The 21,794-nt window shown below is 66.9% G+C and carries 20 protein-coding genes and 2 riboswitches; of the genes, 8 read left to right on the forward strand and 12 right to left on the reverse strand.

The genetic code is table 11. The features are described from left to right. Nucleotide 1 precedes the first annotated feature (1 nt). Complete coding sequence (locus B133_RS0115415; protein ID WP_051088126.1) at nucleotides 2-1,684, reverse strand: MFS transporter; 1,683 nt, start codon at nucleotides 1,682-1,684, stop codon at nucleotides 2-4. Between the two features lie 280 nt (nucleotides 1,685-1,964). After that, a riboswitch (TPP riboswitch) is annotated at nucleotides 1,965-2,074 on the forward strand. Here B133_RS0115415 and thiC point away from each other — a divergent pair. From thiC to B133_RS0115435, 4 genes are all read left to right on the forward strand, one after another. Then, on the forward strand, nucleotides 2,069-3,697 hold the full coding sequence (gene thiC, locus B133_RS0115420; protein ID WP_018602354.1) for a phosphomethylpyrimidine synthase ThiC: 1,629 nt from the start codon (nucleotides 2,069-2,071) through the stop codon (nucleotides 3,695-3,697). (Overlaps the previous riboswitch by 6 nt.) 56 nt (nucleotides 3,698-3,753) lie before the next feature. After that, complete coding sequence (thiD, locus tag B133_RS0115425; protein WP_369751494.1) at nucleotides 3,754-4,536, forward strand: bifunctional hydroxymethylpyrimidine kinase/phosphomethylpyrimidine kinase; 783 nt, start codon at nucleotides 3,754-3,756, stop codon at nucleotides 4,534-4,536. Next, nucleotides 4,533-5,174, forward strand: coding sequence for an alpha/beta family hydrolase (locus tag B133_RS0115430; protein WP_018602356.1), 642 nt, complete (start codon nucleotides 4,533-4,535; stop codon nucleotides 5,172-5,174). The genes thiD and B133_RS0115430 overlap by 4 nt, the downstream gene beginning before the upstream one ends. After that, nucleotides 5,171-5,698: a septum formation family protein gene (locus B133_RS0115435; protein WP_018602357.1), complete on the forward strand. Its 528-nt coding sequence runs from the start codon at nucleotides 5,171-5,173 to the stop codon at nucleotides 5,696-5,698. The genes B133_RS0115430 and B133_RS0115435 overlap by 4 nt, the downstream gene beginning before the upstream one ends. A 218-nt stretch (nucleotides 5,699-5,916) precedes the next feature. Here B133_RS0115435 and B133_RS0115440 read toward each other — a convergent pair whose 3' ends face one another. From B133_RS0115440 to thiO, 10 genes are all read right to left on the reverse strand, one after another. Continuing rightward, entirely contained in the window at nucleotides 5,917-6,942 is a 1,026-nt protein-coding gene (locus B133_RS0115440) for an NAD(P)/FAD-dependent oxidoreductase (RefSeq protein ID WP_018602358.1), read from the reverse strand. After that, the gene (locus B133_RS0115445; RefSeq protein WP_018602359.1) at nucleotides 6,939-7,448 is read right to left on the reverse strand and encodes an isoprenylcysteine carboxyl methyltransferase family protein; all 510 of its coding nucleotides are present in this window, start codon (nucleotides 7,446-7,448) and stop codon (nucleotides 6,939-6,941) included. Before B133_RS0115445 ends, B133_RS0115440 begins: the two co-directional genes overlap by 4 nt. Continuing rightward, complete coding sequence (locus B133_RS0115450; protein WP_018602360.1) at nucleotides 7,448-8,536, reverse strand: type III polyketide synthase; 1,089 nt, start codon at nucleotides 8,534-8,536, stop codon at nucleotides 7,448-7,450. The genes B133_RS0115445 and B133_RS0115450 overlap by 1 nt, the downstream gene beginning before the upstream one ends. A 58-nt stretch (nucleotides 8,537-8,594) precedes the next feature. Further along, nucleotides 8,595-10,031, reverse strand: coding sequence for a M28 family peptidase (locus tag B133_RS0115455; protein WP_018602361.1), 1,437 nt, complete (start codon nucleotides 10,029-10,031; stop codon nucleotides 8,595-8,597). Beyond that, nucleotides 10,028-11,524, reverse strand: coding sequence for a M28 family metallopeptidase (locus B133_RS0115460; RefSeq protein WP_026256485.1), 1,497 nt, complete (start codon nucleotides 11,522-11,524; stop codon nucleotides 10,028-10,030). Before B133_RS0115460 ends, B133_RS0115455 begins: the two co-directional genes overlap by 4 nt. A gap of 198 nt (nucleotides 11,525-11,722) precedes the next feature. Then, a complete protein-coding gene (locus B133_RS0115465) occupies nucleotides 11,723-12,481 on the reverse strand; it encodes an ABC transporter permease (protein ID WP_018602363.1) in 759 nt (252 codons plus the stop codon). Then, nucleotides 12,478-13,380, reverse strand: a complete 903-nt coding sequence (locus tag B133_RS0115470; RefSeq protein WP_018602364.1) for an ATP-binding cassette domain-containing protein — start codon at nucleotides 13,378-13,380, stop codon at nucleotides 12,478-12,480. Before B133_RS0115470 ends, B133_RS0115465 begins: the two co-directional genes overlap by 4 nt. 71 nt (nucleotides 13,381-13,451) lie before the next feature. Next, entirely contained in the window at nucleotides 13,452-14,210 is a 759-nt protein-coding gene (locus B133_RS0115475; protein ID WP_018602365.1) for a thiazole synthase, read from the reverse strand. Beyond that, the gene (gene thiS / locus B133_RS0115480; RefSeq protein ID WP_018602366.1) at nucleotides 14,203-14,403 is read right to left on the reverse strand and encodes a sulfur carrier protein ThiS; all 201 of its coding nucleotides are present in this window, start codon (nucleotides 14,401-14,403) and stop codon (nucleotides 14,203-14,205) included. Before thiS ends, B133_RS0115475 begins: the two co-directional genes overlap by 8 nt. Beyond that, a complete protein-coding gene (gene thiO / locus B133_RS0115485; RefSeq protein ID WP_018602367.1) occupies nucleotides 14,400-15,404 on the reverse strand; it encodes a glycine oxidase ThiO in 1,005 nt (334 codons plus the stop codon). The genes thiS and thiO overlap by 4 nt, the downstream gene beginning before the upstream one ends. Further along, nucleotides 15,394-15,506, reverse strand: a riboswitch (TPP riboswitch). (Overlaps the previous gene by 11 nt.) Nucleotides 15,507-15,541: 35 nt before the next feature. On the opposite strand from thiO, the gene thiE reads away from it, so the two are divergent. Further along, nucleotides 15,542-16,213, forward strand: a complete 672-nt coding sequence (thiE, locus tag B133_RS0115490) for a thiamine phosphate synthase (RefSeq protein ID WP_018602368.1) — start codon at nucleotides 15,542-15,544, stop codon at nucleotides 16,211-16,213. Here thiE and B133_RS0115495 read toward each other — a convergent pair. Beyond that, nucleotides 16,197-16,703 (reverse strand): NUDIX hydrolase, encoded by a 507-nt coding sequence (locus tag B133_RS0115495; protein ID WP_018602369.1) that lies wholly within the window; start codon nucleotides 16,701-16,703, stop codon nucleotides 16,197-16,199. The genes thiE and B133_RS0115495 overlap by 17 nt on opposite strands. 127 nt (nucleotides 16,704-16,830) lie before the next feature. On the opposite strand from B133_RS0115495, the gene glnX reads away from it, so the two are divergent. Genes glnX through B133_RS0115510 form a run of 3 tightly spaced genes read left to right on the forward strand, consistent with a single transcriptional unit; the run spans nucleotide 16,831 to nucleotide 21,386 of the window. After that, on the forward strand, nucleotides 16,831-18,150 hold the full coding sequence (gene glnX / locus B133_RS0115500; RefSeq protein WP_018602370.1) for a protein kinase G-activating protein GlnX: 1,320 nt from the start codon (nucleotides 16,831-16,833) through the stop codon (nucleotides 18,148-18,150). 6 nt (nucleotides 18,151-18,156) lie between these two features. Further along, the gene (locus B133_RS0115505) at nucleotides 18,157-19,116 is read left to right on the forward strand and encodes a glutamate ABC transporter substrate-binding protein (RefSeq protein WP_018602371.1); all 960 of its coding nucleotides are present in this window, start codon (nucleotides 18,157-18,159) and stop codon (nucleotides 19,114-19,116) included. Continuing rightward, complete coding sequence (locus B133_RS0115510) at nucleotides 19,116-21,386, forward strand: serine/threonine-protein kinase PknG (protein WP_018602372.1); 2,271 nt, start codon at nucleotides 19,116-19,118, stop codon at nucleotides 21,384-21,386. Before B133_RS0115505 ends, B133_RS0115510 begins: the two co-directional genes overlap by 1 nt. Nucleotides 21,387-21,794: the final 408 nt, after the last annotated feature.

The raw sequence follows: 21,794 nt of genomic DNA on the forward strand, positions 1-21,794 counted from the left end.
ATCAGGCCGCATTGTCGGCTCCCGCCTCCGTCCCATAGCGGCCGGCGCTGAACATCGACGCAATCGCACCGATCACCATCATCACCGCGGCGGCGATGAACACCACCACCAGCCCGGAATGGAACGGCTCCGTGATGAGCTGCGGGAAGAACTGCTGCCCGGTCAGCACATCGGCGTTGACTCCCGGCTGCTGCAGGGCATGTGACGGCGTCAGCAGTTCGGCGATCGGGTTGTAGCCGAGGAACGCCGCGAACAGGCTGCCGACCGGCGGCAGCTGAGCGACTTGCTGTGCGACCGAAGCGGAAACCCCCTGTTGCTCAAGGCCGCTCGACATCGCCGTGGGCAAGGTTCCGGCCAGCCCGACGATCATCAGCGAGAAGAAGATACCGATGGACAGTGACGAGCCGGCGTTGAAGAACGTCGCTCGCACGCCCGAGGCCGCGCCGCGCTCGGCGGCCGGCACCGCCGACATCACCGCGGCGGTGTTTGGGGCGGTGAAGATGCCGCCGCCGAGGCCGTTGAGGAAAACGAGTGCCGCGAACAGCCAGTAGTTGAAGTCCACCGGGATCATCACCAGCGCCACGAATGTCGCGGCCATGAGCAGCATGCCGCCGACGGTGAACGGCCGAGCGCCGTAGCGGTCCGACAGCGTCCCGGCGAGTGGACCGGACACCAGGAACCCGAACGTCATCGGCAGCATGTAGATGCCGGCCCACAGCGGGGTGGACTCGAAGCTGTATCCGTGCAGCGGCAGCCAGATGCCCTGCAGCCAGATGATGAGCATGAACTGCAGGCCGCCGCGGCCCACCGAGCTCATCAGGCCGGCAAGGTTGCCCATCCCGAATGCGGTGCTACGGAACAGCCGGATGTTCATCATCGGGTACTCGACCCGCAATTCGATGGCGCAAAACGCGATCAGCATCAGTACCCCGGCGATGATGGCGCCGAGCACCCACGGATTCAGCCATCCGGTGGTCGAATCGCCGTAGGGCTGGATGCCGTACGTGATTCCGGTGAGCAGCACCGTCAACCCGACACCGAAGGTCAGCGTGCCTGCCCAGTCCAGCCGGCCCGGGCTGCGCACACCGAGTTCGCGCAGGGACCGGTAACTCCAGATGGTGCCGAGAATGCCGACGGGCACCCCGACCCAGAAGATGGCCCGCCAGTCCCATTCGGAGAGCACCCCGCCGATCAGCAGGCCCAGGAAAGAGCCGGCGACAGCGGCCACCATGTTGACACCCAACGCCATGCCGCGCTGGTTGGCCGGGAACGCATCGGTGAGGATCGCCGACGACGACGCCATCAGCATCGCACCCCCGACGCCCTGCACGACGCGCCAGCCGATCAGCCACACCGCGCCGCCGCCGAGATGGAACGGGTCCACCGACAGCGCGATCGCCGCGACGGTGAACACCACGAAGCCCAGGTTGTAGATGCGCACCCGGCCGTACATGTCGCCGAGCCGCCCGAACAGCACCACTAGGACCGCCGTCACCACCAGATAGCCCATCAGCATCCACAGCAGGTAACTGACGTTCGCCGGGGCCAGCGGGTTGAGCCCGATCCCGCGGAAGATCGCGGGCAGGGAGATCAGCACGATCGACGCGTTGATGGTCGCCATCAACGTACCCAGCGTCGTGTTGGACAGCGCGATCCACTTGTAGAAGGGATGGTCGTGGTCCATCCGGACCCGCCGGCGGGCTGTCTCGGCTGCCGCCGAGTCAGTGCGGGCGCCGGTCAGCGGGGTAACGCTGCCGGATTCATTTGCAGTCGTCGTCTCAGTCGTCATCGTCTTCTTCGTCGTAGATCGTCGTCAGGTTCCGGACCACCCAGAACGTATATATTAGCTATGTAAATCAACGGACGGCAATCCAAATGCAGTCCCGCCCGTAGCTGGAAATTTCCTGAGAACCGCACCGCTGTTCCCACCCGGTGGTATCTGCGCTAGGTTGGGACCCGCACAATCAAATCCACACGGGAGCGCACGCCGAGTGCGCTGAGAGGACGGGTAGGCCCGTCGACCGTATGAACCTGACCGGGTAATGCCGGCGTAGGGAGATGAGCGTAAATGACGCTGTCCGACGTTTCCGTCGACCTTTCCTCTGTGACCACGGGTCCCATCACGGGAAGCACCAAGGTCTACCGCGAGATCGACGGTGTGCGGGTGCCGTTGCGACGGGTCAATCTCACCAACGGTGAGCATCTAGACCTGTACGACACCTCGGGCCCGTACACCGATAACGATGCGGTGATCGATCTGACCGCGGGTCTTCGGCCGCGACCCAACGTGATCCGCGACCGCGGCACCCAGTTGCAGCGGGCCCGCTCCGGGGAGATCACCGCTGAGATGGCCTATATCGCTGCCCGCGAAGGGGTTTCACCCGAGATGGTGCGGGACGAGGTGACCCGCGGCCGCGCGGTGATACCCGCCAACCACAATCACCCGGAGAGCGAGCCGATGATCATCGGCAAAGCGTTCGGCGTGAAAGTCAATGCCAACATCGGCAATTCGGCCGTGACCTCGTCGATCGGCGAGGAGGTCGACAAGATGGTGTGGGCCACCCGCTGGGGTGCGGACACCATCATGGACCTGTCCACCGGTCGCAACATCCACGAGACCCGCGAGTGGATCCTGCGCAACTCCCCGGTGCCGGTCGGCACCGTGCCGATCTACCAGGCGCTGGAGAAGACCAACGGTGATCCCACCGAGCTGACCTGGGAGTGCTACCGCGACACCGTGATCGAGCAGGCTGAGCAGGGCGTCGACTACATGACGGTGCACGCCGGGGTGCTGCTGCGCTACATCCCGCTGACGGTCAACCGGGTCACCGGCATCGTGTCCCGCGGCGGCTCGATCATGGCGGCGTGGTGTCTGGCGCACCACACAGAGTCGTTCCTGTACACCAACTTCGAGGAGCTCTGCGAGATCCTGGCCCACTACGACGTGACCTTCTCGCTGGGCGACGGGCTGCGGCCCGGCTCGATCGCCGACGCCAACGACGAGGCCCAGTTCGCCGAGCTGCGCACTCTGGGCGAGCTGACCAGAATCGCCAAATCTCATGGGGTGCAGGTGATGATCGAGGGCCCGGGACATGTGCCGATGCACAAGATCGTGGAGAACGTCAGGCTGGAAGAAGAGCTCTGCGAGGAGGCGCCGTTCTACACACTGGGCCCGCTGGCCACCGACATCGCGCCGGCCTATGACCACATCACCTCGGCGATCGGCGCGGCGATCATCGCGCAGGCCGGCACCGCGATGCTGTGCTACGTCACGCCCAAGGAGCATCTGGGTCTGCCGGACCGCAAGGACGTCAAGGACGGCGTGATCGCCTACAAGATCGCCGCCCACGCCGCCGACCTCGCCAAGGGCCATCCCCGCGCACAGGAACGCGACAACGCACTGTCCAAGGCCCGCTTCGAGTTCCGCTGGCACGACCAGTTCGCACTGTCACTGGATCCGGACACCGCACGCGAATTCCATGACGAGACGCTGCCCGCCGAACCGGCCAAGACCGCGCACTTCTGCTCGATGTGCGGTCCGAAGTTCTGTTCGATGCGGATCACCGCCGATTTGAGAGAAGCCATCCGTGACGATATGTCCAACGGCGTGCCCGACGAGATCGCACAAGGAATGGCGGAGAAATCGCAAGAGTTCGCCGACCACGGCAACCGCATCTATCTACCCTTAGCCCCGTGACCGAAGACGTGAATTTCCTGCCACTGACCCCACCGGGCCAGGCCCCGCACCGGGTGATGACGATCGCCGGGTCGGACTCCGGCGGCGGCGCCGGCATCCAGGCCGATCTGCGCACCTTCGCCATGCTGGGCCTACATGGGCTGGTCGCCGTCACCGCGGTGACCGTCCAGAACTCGGTGGGCGTCAAGGGGTTTCACGAGATCCCGCTGGACATCGTGGCAGGCCAGATCAACGCCGTGGCCTCGGACATCGGGCTGCAGGCCGCCAAGACCGGGATGCTGGCCTCGTCGGACATCATCGAGACCGTCGCCGAGACATGGGACCAGCTCAGCCTGGGTGTGCCGTTGGTGGTGGACCCGGTGTGCGCCTCCATGCACGGTGACCCGCTGCTGCACCCCAGTGCCCTGGACGCGCTGCGGACCCGACTGTTCCCGCTGGCCACGCTGGTCACCCCCAACCTCGACGAGGTTCGGCTGCTGACCGGCATCGACGTGGTGGACACGGCCACCCAGAAGGACGCGGCCCGGGCCCTGCACGCGTTGGGGCCACAGTGGGCGCTGGTCAAGGGCGGCCACCTACAGGCCAGCACGCACAGCCCGGACTTGTTGTTCGACGGCACCGAGTTCCACCAGTTCGATGCCGAACGTGTCGATACCGGGAACGACCACGGTGCCGGCGACACCCTGGCCGCGGCGACCGCCTGTGCACTCGCGCACGGCTATTCGGTGCCCGAGGCCGTGGGGTTCGCCAAGCGGTGGGTCACCGAATGCCTGCGGGCGGCTTATCCGCTGGGCCACGGCCACGGCCCGGTGTCGGCGCTCTTCAGATTGACGACTTGAACCTGGACGCGAGCCTCGCTCCGATCGATGGCGTCGCACACGAGCCCGACGGCACGCCGCACGGGGTCGTGGTGCTCACCCATGGGGCCGGTGGCAACCGGGATTCCCCGCTGTTGGTCAAGATCTGCGACGAATGGGCGTCCCGGGGCTGGCTGGCCGTCCGCTACAACCTGCCCTACCGGCGCCGCAGGCCCAAGGGGCCGCCGTCAGGATCTGCCGCAGGCGACCGCGCCGGTATCGCCGAGGCCGTGGAGTTGGCCCGCACGCTGTCCGCCGGCCCGGTGATCGCAGGTGGGCACTCCTACGGCGGCAGGCAGACGTCGATGGCGGTGGCCGGCGAAGATCCCGACGGCGCGGTCGCGGTGGACATGCTGACGTTGTTCTCCTACCCGCTGCACCCACCCGGAAAGCCGGAACGGGCCCGCACCGAACACCTTCCGCGCATCGCGGTGCCGACGGTGTTCGTCCACGGCAGCGCCGACCCGTTCGGCACTCTCGACGAGCTCACCGCCGCGGCGGCACTCGTCGGTGGCCCGACCGAGCTGGTCGCGATCACCGGGGCACGGCACGATCTGGGATCCAAGACGCTGGACGTGCCCGCTCTTGCCGTCGACGCCGCGTTACGGTTGCTGGCGTGACAACCCCGCCCGGGCATTATCCGCCCCCGCCGCCGCAGCCGTATTCGTCGGAGTCCGGCCGGTTTCCGGCCCAGCCGAAGAAGAAGGCCTCGACGCTCACCTGGGTGCTGATCCTGCTGGCGGTGATCGTGGCGGTCGCCGTGGCCGCGACGGCAGTGGTCTACTACATCGTCAACCGCAACTCGACACAGGCCACGCAGATCAAGGCCGGCGACTGCCTCGGCGACATTCCGGACAGCAGCAGGGTGCTCTATGTCCACACCGTGACGTGCGATCAGCCACACAAGGGCGAGGTGTTCTCGGTGCTGACCATGCCCGACGGCGATTTCCCCGGTGACGCCGCGGTGATGAAGTACACCGACCAGTGCAGGCCGGCGTTGACCGATTACGCACCGAATGCCGTCAACGAAGCAGCTATCAAACTGTTCGTTTTGTACCCGACCTCCGATTCCTGGCAACGGGGCGATCGGGCCGTGACATGCATCGCCACCAGCGATAATCCGCGCACGGGTAAATTGAGGTAACGCTTTACTCTAATCCCGCCACCCGTGCCGGGCTGATACTCGACCCATGGTCGAGATTCACGGTCACCAACGGCCACGCGATGCCGGGCCAGTTCTCCCCGGAACGCCCGTCGGGTCGAAACCGTTGGCAGTACCTGCCTTTCGGCGGTGGTCCACGCTCCCTGGTGGGGCATGAACGGACAACATCTGATCTGGCCGCTGCGCGGCGGGCAGCGAGGTCATTCCCCGAGCGCGTTGACCACCGCGGAGAAGACGACGGGTAGCGCCGCGGCCGCCGGCGTGATGCTCGCCCGCACAGGCCGAAAACCACTGCCGTACAACAGCGCTGCTGTCAGGAACCGGTAGCGCCTGGTCAGAGTTCGCCACTGCCGGTCGTAGTCGCCCGGCTGGTCGGCAAGCACACATCCGACCAACAGCTCGGCGGCACCGAACGCCAGGCCTATCCCCTCGCCCGTCAGCGCGTCGATGTAGCCCGCCGCATCCCCGACGAGCAGGATGCGGCCCGCGGTACGGTGACGGACCTTCTGCCGCAACGGCCCCGCGGCACGGTCCGCCCCGTGCGGCAGTCCGTGGATCCGCTCGGCCAATTGCGGAAGCTTCCCGATGTGTTCGTCGAACCGGCCACGGCCCGAGGTCAGGATCGCCACGCCGACGCAGTCGTCGGCGACAGGCGTCACGTAAGCCTCGGTGGCCTCCGCATCCCGGGCCCAGTGCACCTCGACACAGTCCGACCACGGTGCTATCCAGACGTGCCGCCGGATCCCCCACCGCCGCCGCGGCCCGTTGTCACACGACAGCCCGAGCGACCGGCGGATCGGCGAGTGCAAACCGTCGGCCGCGGCCAGGTACCGCGCCTGGAAACCCGCGGCGGTCACCGACGTCGAATCCTGGCTCACCTCACCCACTTCGCCCTGCACCACCTTCACGCCGGCCGCGGTCGCCGCGTCGGACAGCGCGGCATGCAGCACGGTGCGCCGCACGCCTCGTCCCGCACCTCCGGTGAACCGCGCCTCGGCCACCCGGCAGCCATCCAAATAGCGGATACCGCGAAAGGCCCGGCCGTCGGCGTGCGCGCCCAGAGCTTCGAGATGCCGGACCGAATGCGGCATCAACCCCTCACCGCAGGCTTTGTCGATCGGGCCGCACCGGCGCTCGACGACCACCGTCTCAAGCCCGGCTCGGGCCGCGCGAATGGCGGTGGCCAGGCCGGCGGGCCCGCCACCCGCAACGAGCAGATCAATCACGTCAGGCCTTGCAACGCATCGTTTTCCACCCGGATCCGGGTTCGCAGCAGCACCGCATTGGCGACGGTGAAGACCAGCGCCGTGAGCCAGGCGCCACCGACCAGCGGCAGTGCCACGCCCTCGGTCACCACCGCGACGTAGTTCGGGTGCGGCACCACCCGGTACGGACCGCCGGTCACCCGTGTCGCCCCGGGTATCACCACCACCCGAGTGTTCCATTGGCGGCCGAGCGTCGTGATGCACCACCAGCGCAGGCCCTGTGCCGCCAGCACCAGGGTCAGCATCGGCCAACCCAGCCACGGACGGAACGGGCGCCGACGTGCTTCCAGTAGCGCGCCTGCCAGCAGGCCGGTGTGCAGGGCCACCATCACCGGGTAGTGGCCGGCACCGAACTCCTTGCCGCCGTTGGCCTTACTCCACTCAAGGTTGCGCCGAGAGACCACGAGCTCGACCACTCGTTCGGCGGCGACCGCGGCGATCAGAGCGGCCATGCCCTTGCGACCCATCAGCGCCAACGCAGCAGGACGAGTTCGGAGCAGAAGCCCGGCCCCATGGCCATCAGGACACCCGGGCTGCCCGGCGCGGGGCGCTTACAGATGGTGTCCCGCAGCACGTGCAGCACCGACGAAGACGACAGATTGCCTACCTCGGACAGCGATTGCCAAGTCAAATCCAGGGCATCGGAAGGCAGTTCGAGAGTTTTGATGATCGCCTCGATCACCTTCGGGCCGCCCGGGTGACTCACCCAGGACCCTATGTCGTCGACTTTGAGGTCGTGTGCAGCAAGGAAACCGGTTACGTCGTCACCAAGATAGCGCCCTACGAAGCTCGGCACATCCGCGCTCAGCACGATCTCGAACCCGTCACTGCCGATGTCCCAACCCATGGCGTACAGCGAGTCGGGGTACAGATGGCTGCAGGAGTCCAATACGTCGGGCCCGCTCGGGTCGAGCCGTTGCGCGCGCTGCGCCCCGACCGCCACCACCGCCGCGGCGCCGTCGCCGAACAACGCACCCGCGACGAGCGTGGGCATCGACGGATGGTGTTTGTGGGTCAGCGAACACAGCTCCACCGACACCAGTACCGCGACCTTGTCGGGCGCGCCGCGCAGATAGTCGTTGAGTCGGGCAATACCGGCCGCCCCGGCCACACAGCCCAGCCCGAAGATCGGGATGCGCCGCACGTCGGGCCGCAGGCCCAACTTTCCGGCGATCCGCGCATCCAGCGAAGGCACCACTGCGCCGGTGACCGTCGTGGTGACGATCAGATCGACGTCGCGCGGGCGCAGCCCGGCCTCTTCGAGCGCACCCGACAACGCTTGGCAACCCAGCTCCGTCGCATGTTCGATGAACAGGTCGTTCGTATCACCGAAATCGCTGAGCTGCGCATACTCTTCCAGTGGCCTGACCAGGTATCGGCTGTTCACCTTGGCACTCTTGTGCAGAGCCCGCACCACATCGGCGACCTCGTCGTATCCCGGCAGGCCGAGCAGCGCCTCGGTGACCTCGTCCTGGGTATATCGATGCGGCGGGAGAACGCCGTGAACACCGGCGATTGTGCTGTGACTGACGATCTGGCCAAAGTCGATTCCCATACCCCGTACTACGGGACGGCGTGCCGTACGGTTCACAGGAATCTGGCTGTTTTTTGATTCAGCCTTGACGTCGGTTGCGTTTGTCGTGCGACGGCACCCCGTTGACGCCGTCGATCGACACCGCATAGCTGCCGACAGCAAAGGCCACCGCAGGACCCATGATCGACAGTGCGTGGGCATCGACATTGTCGATGGTGTCCCGCCGGGTGTGGTAGTTCGGGTCGAACGGCTGACCCGCCTTACCGCCCCAAAGCCGCGCCTGCACCTCCGTTTTGCGTTGGGATGCTCCCGTGGTGGTGCCGCCGATCGGCACACCCGCAGCGAGGAACGGGCTGTAGTCGGTGGTTGCGCTCAGCGGCATGTCGGCGGGACGTACCCCGGCGAGGTTGAGGTAGCCGGCCAGGGTGCGCTCGATACCCGCCGACCCCTCGGGAACCGGTTTGACGACAGTCGTCGCGGCAGATTGGTCGCCGTCATAGGTGAAGTATCCAGCGTTGGTCGAACCCAGCGTGTCGAAGTTGAGGTACAGCGCCACATCCGCGAGTTGCCCATCGTCGAGTCCGCGCACATACTGCGTCGACCCGTCAGCACCGGTCTCCTGCCCACCCCAGAACGCGAACCGCACCGCGTTGTGCACCTGCGGCGAACTACCGAGTTGCAGTGCGGTTTCCAGCAGTGTGGCCACGCCGGTGCCGTTGTCGTTGATGCCCGGGCCACCGCGGATGCTGTCCAGGTGCGCGCCGGCCATCACCACGTCCGAAGTCGATCCGGTCTTGGTCTGCGCCACCAGGTTCCGCGATTTGATCAGCTCTGATTTGCCGTCCAGGGTGAGCTTGACCGCCGCCGAAGTGCGCAGCAGAGCAGTATCGACGGTCTTCTCGATGATGCCGACGGGCATCGTGAGCTGCCGATAGTAGCCCTGGGTGAACAACCCCGCGGGACTGGGCTTGGCGGTACTGATCACCAGCAGCCCGACCGCACCCTGCGCCACTGCGGTGTTCTGTTTGACCACCACCGAACATCCGGTGTCGTCGACCACGGCGATGGCCCCGGTCATCTTCTTGGTTCCGTAGTCCGCTGCCGTGCAGCCCGGGAGCTTCGTCGGGTGCAGGGTGGGTGCGCTCAGGCCGCCGGGTGGTGTCGTGGTCAGCAGCGACGCTTGAACGACCGGGTACTGCGCACCTTCGACAACCAGAGCGGGATTGCCGCCCTGCATCGGACCGAGCCGCTCGAACTCCGGCGTCTGAACATCGAAGCCCTTGTTCCGCAAGAGATTCGATACGTAGTCGAGGCTGGCGTCGTACCCGGGGGTGTCCTGGGCACGGTTGCCGCCGTTGGCCTCGGCGATCTCGGCGAACTTGTGCAGGTGGGTGTACATCGCGTCCACGGTGATCCGGCCCGCCAGCTCATGCGGGTCGACCTGCGGTGGCGGTGCTGACGAACACCCTGCGACGGCGAAAGCCACCAGCGCCGCAGCACCCCATCCAGCCCTCACGACGGGTCGATCTCGTGTCGGGTGCGGTCGGACCGGATCGGAATCCCGTTGCGGCCACCGAGATCCTGTGCGTACAGCCCGACAGCGTAGGCGACACCCTCACCGTGAATCTGCAACGCAGTCTGATCCACATGGTCCAGCGTGTCGGTGGGCTGGTGGTAATTCGGATCGAAGGGCTGATCGGCATTGCCCTTCCACAGCTTTGCCTCCTCCTGCGTCATCTTGTCCTCGGCACCTGAGAACAGTCCACCTGCCGGGATGCCGGCCTGGGTGAATCCGTCGTAGTCGGAGCGCCCGTCAAAGCTGGTGTCGCGCGGCGTCTTTCCGGCGTTCTGTAGGTAGGTGGCAAGCGTGCGCTCGATACCCGCCGAGCCCTCCGGGACCCGCGGCGGACCGGTGGGGTCGGGCGGCGCGGACTGGTCGCCGTCGTAGGTGAAGTAGCCCGGGTTGGGCGAGCCGAGCATGTCGAAGTTGAGGTACATCGCGATGTCCTTGAGCGCCTCGAGATCCAGCGACTGTACGTAGTTGTGCGAGCCGCGCAGGCCCTCCTCCTCGGCACCCCAGAACCCGAACCGCACCGCATTCTTGACATCGGGTGAATTACCCAGTTGCAGAGCGGTTTCCAGTACGGCGGCAACCCCGGAGCCGTTGTCGTTGATGCCAGGCCCCTCCGGAACACTGTCGAGGTGCGCGCCAAGCATGACGACGTCGGATGTCGAACCGGTCTTCGTCTGGGCGATCACGTTCCGGGTGTGTTCGGTGCGGACACCGGCGTTGAGCCTTATCGTGGTGGCGCCAGGAGTGGCCCGAAGTCGTGCGCCGTCGGCCTTGCTCACGCTGACCACCGGAATCTTGACCTCGGTGCGCTCCCCGAGAGTGCCACCCATCTGGTCGCCGTCTTGATTGTTCGCCACGATCAGGGCGACGGCCCCGCGCTCAGCAGCAACGGCCTGTTTGGCACTGAACGCGCAGTGCCCGCGGTCGACCAACACCACGGCGCCGGACACCGGCAACCCGTCATAGTCCTTGGCCTCACACCCAGGGGAATCCCCGGCACGGGCCGCCACCAACGGTCCGGACACCCCCGCGGGCCCGGTGCCGATCGTGTACAGCAGCGGCTTGGCGGCCACCTGTTGTCCGCCGACGGTGACCGCAGGATCTTCGGAGAACGGCAGGCGGACCTCAAACTCAGGGGTTTGCACATCAAAACCCTTGTCGCGCAAAGTGTTCACCACATAGTCGACGCTGGCGTCATAGCCGGGCGTGCCGAGTGCGCGGGTGTTGCCGTTGGCGTCGGCGATCTCCTGCAGCTTCTTGAGGTGGTCCATCATGGCATCCACCGACACCTGGTGACGCAACTGTTCGGCGAATTCTCGGGCTGCGGGCGGGGCCGCCGGCGTATCGGCATCGAGTTCCGTCTTGCTGTCACAGCCGGCCAAAACCACGGTCAGCGCCACCGCACTAAGGACCGCCCCCGTCAAATTGCGTCGCATTGGACCCACCGTAGTGGGTGTCCGAGCCCTGGGCGGCGTTGACAACGACCAGTGGAGAGCAAAAGAAAATCGCCCAAGCCATCATTTGCGACTCTTCGAGCTGGGTCCTGATAGCCGGTGAGGCCGGTGTAGGCAAGACGAGGCTCGCTCGCGCGTGCGTGGTCGTCGTGCAACGCCGGAGCCGATCCAGGGCCCCGATCAGGCGTCGCGCTTGTTCAACACCACAACGGACGCGACGAACGCGACCGCAACCAGAGCCACGAAGTAGAGCAGCGAACCCGTTTCACCCCACGGGACGACATAGGTCGGGAACAGCCATTCCACGTCGAGGAAGCGGAACATGTTGGCGAACGGCAACCACGGGCCGAGCTGCACACCCGTGGATGGCAGGTTGCCCAGTAGCGGCTCGGCGACCAGCGGCCACAACAACAGCACCGCAACGGCACCGGCCGTGAAGCGCACCAGTGCGCCGACGGCGACCCCGAGCACCGCGGCGAGCGCGGCGTAGAGCGCAAAGCCTCCGGCCACCGACCAGGTCGCCGAATTGGCCGGCGACAGTTGTGAGCCCGCAACCGGTTCGGCGAACAATCGGGCCACCAGGATCGACGCCAGCACCATCACCAGCGCGCACACTGACGAAAATGACGCCGCGACAATCGCCTTCGCGATCAATATCCAGGTCCGGTTGGGTGTCGCCAGCAGCGTGGTGCGGATCAGCCCGGTGCGGTACTCACCCGTCACCGTCATCGACGCTAAGATCATCAGCACCGGCACACCGAACACCGCCACCCCCAGCGCGGCCTTACCCGGCGCCAACGGCGCGTAACCATACGAAGTCCAACCCTGCAGGGCGGCCACACCAAGACTCAGTGCGGCCACCCCCAGTATCGACCACAATGGCGAGCGCGTGGTGGACAGTTTGATGCGTTCGGCGTCGAGCACCGCCAACGCGCTCACGGATTGCCCGCCCGGTAGTCGACGGCATCATCGGTGAGTTTCAAATACGCCTCCTCCAGAGAAGCCGCCTGCGTGCTCAATTCGTGCAACACGATCGAATTGCGGGCCGCCAGTTCCCCGATCACCTCGATGGCCGCACCGCACACCGTGAGCGCGTCGGCGTCCACGTCCGTCTGCAACCCGGCGTCGACGAGTACCTCGGCCAGGGTGTCCAACTGCGGACTGCGGACCCGAACGGTGTTGCCCGACCCGCTGACAAATTCCGCGACCGTCGTCGACGCGATCAGCTTGCCCTGGCCGATCACCACCAACCGGTCTGCGGTGTGGGACATTTCGGCCAGCATATGGCTGGACACGAACACCGTGCGACCCTCGGCGGCCAGGCTACGCATCAGGCAGCGCACCCAGTGGATGCCTTCGGGATCCAGGCCGTTGACGGGCTCGTCGAACAACAGCACCGGCGGATCCCCAAGCAATGCCCCGGCAATGCCGAGCCGCTGACTCATGCCCATCGACAGCGTCCCCGCGGCCCGCTCGCCCACCGCTTCCAGCCCGACGGCTTCGAGCACCTCGTCGACGCGGGTCGCCGGGATCCGGTTGGCGGCGGCAATCCAGCGCAGGTGGTTGCGGGCGCTGCGGTTGGGGTGGACCTGACGCGCGTCGAGCAATGCACCGACAGTCCGCAGCGGATCGCGCAGCTCGCGGTATGGCTTGCCGCCGATGACGGCCGTGCCGGCGGTCGGACGGTCGAGGCCGAGGATCAGCCGCATGGTGGTGGTCTTGCCTGCGCCGTTGGGCCCGAGGAACCCCGTGACCACCCCCGCTTCGACGGTGAACGTCAGGTCGTCGACGGCACGTTGGGTTCCGTAGAGTTTGGTCAGCCCGGCGAGTTCGATCATCGCCGTCCAGTATCCCTACCGCCCTGTGCCGCGGTCATCAGCCACACCTTCGCGAATGTGAGGCGAACCGATTACAGCGAAGGACTCGACGCCTGCGCCCAGAAGCGTTTCGGGATGCGACCGGCCTGCCGAGCCAGGTAGCCGGCGGTGACGGCCGCCGACATGGCCGCGGCCATGGTCGGCGGATCGGATGCCCGGGTGACGGCGGTGGCCAGTAAGACTGCGTCGCAACCCAACTCCATGGCCAGGGCAGCATCGCTCGCGGTCCCGATGCCGGCATCCAAGACAACCGGTACCCCGGCCTGCGCGACGATCATCTCGATGTTGTGCGGGTTGGAGATTCCCAGCCCGGTGCCGATGGGTGCGCCCAGCGGCATCACCGCGGCGCAGCCGGTGTCCTCCAACCGGCGCGCCAGCACCGGGTCGTCGTTGGTGTAGGGCATCACGATGAACCCGTCGTCGACCAATTGCTCAGCGGCCTTGACCAATTCGATGGCATCGGGCAGCAGCGTGCGGTCGTCGGCGATGACCTCGAGCTTGACCAGGTCGGTGCCCAGTGCCTCGCGGGCCAGCTGCGCGGTCAGTACCGCTTCGGCCGCGCCGCGACAGCCGGCGGTGTTGGGCAGTGCCGCAATACCGAGCCGGTTGAGCAGATCCAGCACACCGGTTCCGCCCGAAGCGTCGATCCGACGCATCGCCACCGTGGTCAGCTCGGTGCCGGAGGCCACCAGGGCCTCTTCCAGCACGGCAAGGTTGGGTGCCCCGCCGGTGCCCATGATCAGCCGGGAGCCAAATTCCCGACCACCGATTTTGAGCGTCGAATCAGCCACCTTGCACCGCCGTGACCACCTCGACGCGGGCGCCGTCGGCCAGCGCGCGGTCCCACTCCGAGCGCGGTATCACCGACCAGTCGAGTGCCACCGCGATGCCTTTGTCCGGAAAGCCTCGGGTCTGAAGCAACCCTGCGACGGTGGTCTTTTCGGCCACCTCGATGGTTTCGTCGTTGACCGTTATGGTGATCATTTCGCTCCCACGCTCACCTCGAGCTCAGCCGCGATCCGCTCAGCGGTCCACGGTGCCAACAGAAATCCATTGCGGCCATGCCCCGCCGCCACCAGCGTGCGATCGTCGAGCCGTTCGACGACGGGCAATCCGTCGGGGGTCATCGGCCGCAGCCCGGCCGCGGTCTCGGCCAGCTCGTATTCACCGAGCGCCGGCAGCACCGCGCAGGCGTCGTCGAGCAGGTCGCGCACCCCGGTGACCACGGGTGCGGTGTCACGGCCGTGCTCGTACTGGGTGGCACCCACGACGACACCGTCGGCGCGTGGCACCAGATACACCGGACGGCCGTGCACACGGGCCCGGACCACCTGGCGCGGCACCGGCATGCAGCCGTTGCGCCACCTCAGCCGCAGCACCTCGCCCTTGACAGGCCGCACCGGCAGTCCCGGCCACAGCCGCGGCGCGTCGATGCCGTTGGCGATGACGCGCTGCTCGGCGGCGACCTCGTCGAGCGAGTCCACCGCAGGCGCCCACTGCACGCCCAGCCGCCGGCAGTGCGCGGTCAAGCCCTCGACCACCGCGCGGTTGTCCACCGCCAGCTCGGTCGTCGCCAGGAAACCGTGCCGGATGCCCTGGGCCAGCAACGGTTCCACGTCGCGGGCGGCCGTGGTCAGCTCTACCGGGTGCCCTTGGGCGGCCAACCATTCGGCGACGGTACGCAAATCGGCGACGTCGGCGCGGTCGACGGCGACCACCAGCGATTGCCGTGCCGTGACCACCTCGGGCGGCAAACCATCCAGGAAGCTCGAATGCCACAACCGCAGCGATTCCAGGCCGATCTGCAGCAGCCGCTCCTCGCCGGGCCAGCCCTCGCTGTGCGGTGCAATCATGCCGCCGGCCACCCAGGATGCGCCACGCTCGGTGCTGGCATGCAGCGTCACCGACCAGCCGTCGAGGGCCGCCCGGCGGGCGACGGACAGCCCGATGACGCCGCCGCCGACGACAGCTAGTGCTGGACCCATTTCTCCTCCCTACGCCGGCATGACCCGGATCAGGTGTGACGGTAAGGGCTGGTACGTATGCCCACTCTCAGCCCCGTTCCCGGGACTCCCGTGTTGCCAGTTCACCTTACTCGGCACGCAGGCACTACCGTCGCGGTGTGCAAGAACCTACGGACCGCCTCGCCAACGCCGCGCTGTACCTGTGCACCGACGCCCGCCGCGAGCGCGGTGATCTCGCCGAATTCGCCGACGCCGCGCTGGCCGGCGGAGTGGATCTGATCCAGCTGCGCGACAAGGGCTCCGCCGGGGAACGACAGTTCGGCCCGTTGGAGGCGCGCCAGGAGCTCGACGCATTGGAGGTGCTGGCCGACGCGGCCCGCCGGCACGGCGCGCTGCTCGCCGTCAATGATCGCGCCGACATCGCGCTCGCGGCCGGGGCCGATGTGCTGCACCTGGGCCAGGACGATCTACCGCTGCCGATCGCACGCGGCATCATCGGGTCGCGTCCGGTGATCGGCCGTTCCACGCACGACGCCGACCAGGTGGCCGCGGCCATCGACGAACCCGTCGACTACTTCTGTGTCGGACCGTGCTGGCCGACCCCCACCAAGCCCGGACGTCCGGCCCCCGGGCTCGAGTTGGTACGGAAAGCGGCAGCCCTGAACCCGGCCAAACCGTGGTTCGCGATCGGCGGCATCGACATCCAGCGGCTGCCCGAGGTGCTGGCGGCAGGCGCCCGCCGGGTCGTGGTGGTCCGGGCCATCACCGCGGCCGACGACCCACGGGCCGCCGCGGCGGAGCTGAAGTCCGCTCTTACTGAGAGTCGATGATCAGCAGCGGGATGGTCGCGGTGACCTCTCGCAGCCGCTGCCAACTGGCCGCGAAACCGGGGTGCAACGGCAGCTCTGCCACCTGAGCCTCGGCCACCCAGCGCAGCTCGGAACTCTCCCGGTTCGGGATGGTTTCCAACGGTTCGGACGCGTCGGCGATCACGGTGGTGTAGGTCCAGCTGGTGCCGCCGGTGCCGGCCACCTCGGCCGTCACGACGGTGGTGCGAACGATCAATTGGGCGCCGGACAGGCCGGTTTCCTCGTGCGCCTCGCGCACCGCAGCCTGCTCGGCGGTCTCATGACTGTCCCGGGCGCCGCCGGGCAGCGCCCACGTCCCACCCTGGTGACTCCACGGGGCGCGGTGCTGCAGCAACACCGCGGCGGAACCGTCCGGCCAGGGTGCGCGCAGCAGCAGGCCGGCCGCGCCGTGACGGCCCCAGAACCGGGTGCCGCCGTCGGACACCACCCAGCCGTCCCCGTCGCCTCGCACCCGTACAGGATAGGTAACGTGGCCGGCTTCGGCGGTTGTCGATTCCGGGCGAGCCATCCCCCGAACTCTTAGAATTCTTTTATAGAGTTGGCACAGCCGTACGACAGCCGGAAAGGTCCTCGCGCAGGTGACTGTGGAGTTGGCACATCCGTCGACCGAGCCGCTCGCGTCCCGGTCGCCGACGACGCCTGCCCATCCGCGCTGGTGGTTCCTGTGGACGACCCCGGGACGCATCCTGACCATCGGGCTGGTGTTGGCGGCTCTGGTCATCGCGAGCGCCTTCGCCACCTCGACGACCATCAACCATCGCCAGCAGGCGCTGACCATGGTGCTCGACCACACCGAACCACTGGCGTTCGCCGCCGGACAGCTTTACACGACGCTGTCGGTGGCCGACGCCGCCGCGGCCACCGCGTTCATCTCCGGCGCCGAGCCGCGTGACGTGCGGCAGCGCTACGAACAAGCGATCACCGACGCATCCGTCGCGGTCACCCGGGCCTCGAGCGGCCTCACCGATGAACCGCTGGTCCAGCTGCTGGGCCGCATCAACGCCCGGCTCGCCGTGTACACCGGACTGGTGGAAACCGCCCGTACGAACAACCGGGCGGGCAATCCGGTCGGGTCGTCGTACCTGTCCGAGGCCTCGTCGCTGATGCAGTCGCAGATCCTGCCCGACGCCCAGCGGCTCTACGAGCAGACCTCGGCCCGGGTCGACGCCGAGACCACGGCCTCGACCCGGATCCCGGCGCCGGTGGTGCTGGTGGTGCTGGCGACGTTGATGTTCGGGGCGTTCGCCAACCGCTGGCTGGCGCGACGTACGCGGCGCCGGGTAAATGTCGGGTTCGTCGCGGGCGGGATGGCCGTACTGATCATGCTGATCTGGGTGATGACGGCGCTGGTGATCTCCACGTCGGACAGCCGCAGCGCAAAGGACACCGCCGCCGATTCACTCAAGACCGTGACCAACCTCGCCATCACCGCTCAGCAGGCCCGCGCCGACGAAACCCTGGCGCTGATCCGCCGCGGCGACGAGAGCGTGCGTAAGCAGTCCTACTACCAGCGCATCGACACGATGCAACAGCAACTGGCGGCCTACCTGGGCCGCGATACCGGCATGGACAAAACCGATCTGGCCGACGCCGACCAGCTGCTGACCCGGTGGCGCGCCGCCGACGATCGGATCAACGCCTACATCGCCGTCGGCAATTACCAGGCCGCCACCCAGGTGGCGCTCGGCACCAGCGAGGACGATTCGACCCCGGCTTTCGACAAGCTCGACGAGGCGTTGTCGAAGGGCATCCAGCAGAGCCGCAACCAGTTGCGCAACGACATCGTCAACGCCCGCCGCGTGCTCTCCGGCGCGACCGTCGGCGCCGCCGTGTTGAGCGTGGCTGCCGCGGTGGCGGTGGCGTTGGGCCTGTGGCCACGACTCAGTGAGTATCGGTAAGCGCCAATGAGGAAAGTTCTGATCCTGCTCGCGACGGTGTTGATGGTGGCCGGCTGCAGCCAGACCGCGCCCGCTCTGACCGTCCCGGCGCTCACCTTGTCGCCGCCCACGCCGGCCGGCATGGAGGAACTCACGCCGCAGCCGGTGCAGGTACCTGCCCCTGACGCTGACGAGTGTGACCGCACCGCGAGCCTGCGCCCGTTCAACAACAAGGCCGACGCCGACGCCGCGGTTGCCGACATCCGTAACCGGGGCCGCCTCGTCGTCGGGCTCGACATCGGCAGCAACCTGTTCTCTTTCCGTGACCCGATCACCGGTGAGATCACCGGATTCGACGTCGACATCGCCGGCGAGGTGTCTCGCGACATCTTCGGCACCCCGGCACAGGTCGAGTATCGGATCCTGTCATCGGCCGACCGCATCGCCGCACTGCAGAACAAGAAGGTCGACATCGTCGTCAAGACCATGACCATCACCTGCGAGCGCCGCAAGCAGGTCAACTTCTCGACGGTGTATCTGATGGCCAATCAACGCATCCTGGCTCCGCGCGACTCGACCATCTCGCAAGCCTCGGACCTGTCCGGTAAGCGCGTGTGCGTGGTCGACGGCACGACGTCGCTCAAACGCATCCAGCAGATCAGCCCGGCGCCGATCATCGTCTCGGTGGTGACGTGGGCCGACTGCCTGGTGGCGTTGCAGCAGCGCCAGGCCGACGCGGTCAGTACCGACGACTCGATCCTGGCCGGCTTGGTGGCTCAGGACCCCTATCTGCACATCGTCGGCCCCAGCATGAACGAGGAGCCCTACGGAATCGGGGTAAACCTGGACAACACCGGCCTGGTGCGGTTCGTCAACGGCACGCTGGAACGTATCCGGCGCGACGGCACATGGAACACGTTGTACCGCAAGTGGTTGACGGTGCTGGGCCCGGCGCCCTCCCCTCCCGTCGCGAGGTACATCGACTGATGACACAGCCACCCGAAGTCCCAGAGGAGCCCGACGAGGAGCCCGGTACCCAGCCGGCCACTCTCGAAGACCTCGACATAGATTCGCGGTCAACGGTGCGGCCCATGGCCACCCAAGCGGTGTTCCGGCCGGACTTCGACGACGACGAGGAGCGCGGCAAGTCTTCCGTTTTCGGCGACACCGAGGCATACGACCACGGGACCATGACGACACGCATCGTTTCGCCGATCCGTCGGTTGGGTGGCGGTCTGGTGGAAATGCCGCGGGTGCCCGAGCGAGATCCGTTGAGCGCGTTGATGACCAACCCGGTGGTGGCGGAATCGAAGCGGTTCTGCTGGAACTGCGGTAAGCCTGTCGGCCGATCCTCGTCCGACGGCCGGGCCCTGTCGGAGGGGTGGTGCCCGAACTGCGGCAGCGCGTATTCCTTTCTGCCGCAACTGTCCCCCGACGACATAGTCGCCGACCAGTACGAGATCAAGGGGTGCATTGCCCACGGCGGCCTGGGCTGGGTGTATCTGGCGTTCGACCACAACGTCAACGAGCGGCCGGTCGTGTTGAAGGGCCTGGTGCATTCCGGCGACGCCGAGGCGCAGGCCATCGCGATGGCCGAGCGCCAGTTCCTGGCCGAGGTGACGCATCCGGGGATCGTCAAGATCTACAACTTCGTCGAACACGATGACAAGCACGGCAATCCCGTCGGCTACATCGTCATGGAATACGTGGGAGGGACATCGCTCAAGCAGGCCAAGGGCACCAGGCTGCCGGTCGCCGAGGCGATCGGCTACATGATGGAGATCCTGCCCGCACTGGGCTACCTGCACTCCATCGGATTGGCCTACAACGACCTCAAGCCCGAGAACATCATGATCACCGAGGAACAGCTCAAGCTGATCGACCTCGGTGCGGTGTCGCGGCTCAATTCCTACGGATACCTGTACGGCACACCGGGTTACCAGGCCCCCGAGATCGTGCGCACCGGGCCGACCGTGGCCACCGACATCTACACGGTGGGCCGGACCCTGGCCGCCCTGACCCTGAAGTTGCGCACCCGCAAGGGCCGCTATGTCGACGGGCTGCCGTCCGATGATCCGGTGCTCACCAAGTACGACTCGTTCGGGCGACTGCTGCGCCGGGCCATCGATCCCGATCCCAGGCGGCGCTTCGCCACGGCCGAGGAGATGTCGTCACAGCTGCTCGGTGTCCTGCGCGAAGTGGTGGCCACCGACAGCGGGATGCCGCGCCCGGGCCTGTCGACGGTGTTCAGCCCGTCACGATCGACCTTCGGGGTGGATCTGCTCGTCGCACACACCGACGTGTACGTCGACGGCCAGGTGCACTCGGAAAAGCTGACCGCACAAGAGATCGTCCGGGCGCTGCCGGTGCCGCTGGTCGACCGCACCGATGTGGGTGCGCCGGTGCTGGTGGCCAGTGTGCTGAGTCAGCCGGTGCACACCCTCGATCAGCTGCGCGCCGCACGTCACGGCGCGCTCGACGCCGAGGGCATCGACCTGTCCGAATCGGTCGAGTTGCCGTTGATGGAGGCTCGCGCGCTGCTCGATCTGGGGGACGTGGCCAAGGCCACCCGCAAACTCGACGATCTGGCTACCCGGGTCGGCTGGAACTGGCGTCTGATCTGGTTCCGCGCGGTCGCCGAGATGTTGTCTGCCGACTATGATTCGGCGACAAAGCATTTCACCGAGGTGCTGGACACCCTGCCCGGTGAGCTGGCACCCAAGCTAGCACTGGCCGCGACGGCCGAGCTGGCCGGTACGGCTGACGAGCTGACCTTCTACAAGACGGTGTGGGGCACCGACAACGGCGTCCTCTCCGCGGGCTTCGGGTTGGCCCGGGCCCAGTCGGTCAGCGGGGATCGCGATGGAGCGGTGCGGACACTCGACGAAGTCCCGCCCACCTCACGGCATTTCACCGCGGCCCGGCTCACGAGCGCGGTCACGCTGCTGTCCGGGCGATCAACCAGTGAGATCACCGAGCAGAACATCCGCGACGCGGCTCGACGGGTGGAGGCACTGCCCGACACCGAGCCTCGCGTGCTGCAGATCCGAGCGCTGGTGCTGGGTACCGCGATGGACTGGCTGGCCGACAACGCCGCCAGCAGCAACCACATCCTGGGCTTCCCGTTCACCGAGCACGGACTCAAGCTCGGCGTCGAGGCATCGCTTCGGGCGCTCGCACGGATAGCCCCGACTCAGTCCCATCGTTATGCCCTGGTGGATCTGGCCAACAGTGTCCGGCCGATGAGCACGTTCTGAACTGACGCGACGCCCGTGGTCGGAGCCGGCCGGCGCCCGCTGGGATTTTGTAACCACCTGCCACATCAGTCACTGTTCGCAAACCATGGACGTTGCGCCCGGCTGTTAGCGACAAAGTCGCGGAAATCGCCTCAGCTGCAACGCTGTTCACTGCGGCACCGCGGTGCGAATCTCACCGGAACCGGCAGTCACGGCAGCCACATCAACACCGAAATATGCTGTGCCCGACTGTTATCGACTTTGTCGCTCGCAGCGCGGGCACGTAACCAGTGAGGCTGAGTCGTTCTTATGGTGCCTGTGTGGAGCGCGAGATTGACTCACGCGATACGCACGATACCAGCGATATTGATGTGGCGATTTCCGCGACTTTGTCGCTAACAGGCGGGCAACTCGAGTCCCCTTTCCAGA

The sequence above is a fragment of the Mycobacterium sp. 155 genome (assembly GCF_000373905.1).
Lineage (GTDB): Bacteria > Actinomycetota > Actinomycetes > Mycobacteriales > Mycobacteriaceae > Mycobacterium.